At 47.8% G+C, this 1,530-nt stretch carries 1 protein-coding gene; it reads left to right on the top strand.

From position 1 onward, the window contains the following. Positions 1–375 precede the first annotated feature (375 nt). On the top strand, positions 376–1,530 hold a 1,155-nt coding region (locus EBR25_13935; GenBank protein NBW42070.1), incomplete at its 3' end, for a DUF3987 domain-containing protein.

The following is a 1,530-nucleotide window of genomic DNA, read 5'->3' as shown; positions in this document are numbered from 1 at the left end:
CCACTAGAGGCATCAGAGCCCGTCTCAGGCGAATTTTGGAAGAGTCCAAGCCTAGTAGATACCCGAATAAATGCGGGGTTCTCAGGGCATCCTCAGGCGAATCTGAGGGAAGCCGCGTAGCGGTAAAAGAGGAGGCTATAGAGGGCGGTTAGCTAACCGTTTTTAACCAGCGAGCGGGTCTCGTGTAAGTACCCGTACGCCTTCTTTAAGGAGAAAAAAGGTAATGATTTATAGGTGTCAAAAATTACTGAGCAAGTCAGCGCTTGCCGCATTGTATAGGATACTCAAGGCGGTGCAGACAATACCAGCGCTTAACTATCTTGTGATGGATATTCACGCGGTTCTTTCTGAGATTGAACAGAAGGAGAACGCGCAATGAGTGAAGAATCGTTCCCAATAGATTCCTTTCCTGAGCTCTTTAGAGACTTGTCTAAGAGTATCTCTAGCGTGAGCGGCGTTCCCGTAGCGTTTCCCGCTCTTACTATGCTGGGGCTCAATAGCGCTCTTTACGGTAAGGGCGTTCAGCTAGAGTTCCGAGATTATCTGGTCAGATCAAATCTTTTTCTCGTGTGCTCATTACCATCAGGCGCGGGGAAATCTTCCACGGTAAACCCACTAGCGAAGCCTATTCGAGACTATGAAGCGAAGCTAAGAGACCAGTGGGAAGAAGATGTGCGCCCTGTGATTAGTGCCGAGCTCAAGGCGTTATCACTGGAAGAGAAGCAACACGAGAAGAAATTCGGTGTGTATGGTCTGGATGAATACAAGGCGCGGTTCGCTGATTTAGAGCGTGAAAGAGCTAAGCTAGAGGCTCAGAAGATCAATCCTCATAGGCTTATCCAGGATGACGTGTCTCAAGAGAAAGCCGTTCAGACTCTTTCCACTAACGGCGGCTCTATTCTCTTTCTAACCACTGAGGGCGGTCGAACGATAGACAATCTCCTTGGTAGAATGAACGTGAGCACGAATCCAGACGATTCTCACATTCTAGCGGGGTTCTCTGGTGATGATATTATCTCAGAGCGGCTAAGCCGTGAGTCTGTGGTGAAAGATCCATGTACTTCATTAGTGTGGGTTCTTACTCCAGACCGATTCGATAGCATCTTGAATTCTAATCAGCTCAAGGTCGGTGGATTCCTTCCCCGATGTATGCTCGTTCCTATTGAGTGCCAATATCAGGACGAAGATCCATATAGGATTTTGCACGTTGATTCTGAATTGCTAGAGCGCTGGGGTCGGCATTGCAGGGTTATGCTAGAGGCGTTTCACGGTAAGGAACCTGTAACGATCTCAACATCGAAAGAAGCCTCTGGAATTTTTACTCATTACGAGAACCAAAACGGGCGTGAAGCCGATAAACACACAGAAGCCATTCGTTCCTTCATGGTTCGGTGGCGTGAAATTGCCCTGAGAATTGGACTAGGGCTTCACATGGCTGAGCACCTTATGGACGCACCAAATAGAGAATTATCAGAAGAGACGGCAAGGAAAGCGGTCTCTATAGCGAAATGGGTTTTTAAGAAGCAAATG

It is taken from the genome of bacterium (assembly GCA_009926305.1).
GTDB lineage: Bacteria > Bdellovibrionota_C > UBA2361 > UBA2361 > RFPC01 > RFPC01.
This window is presented reverse-complemented; position numbering and strand designations above follow the sequence as displayed.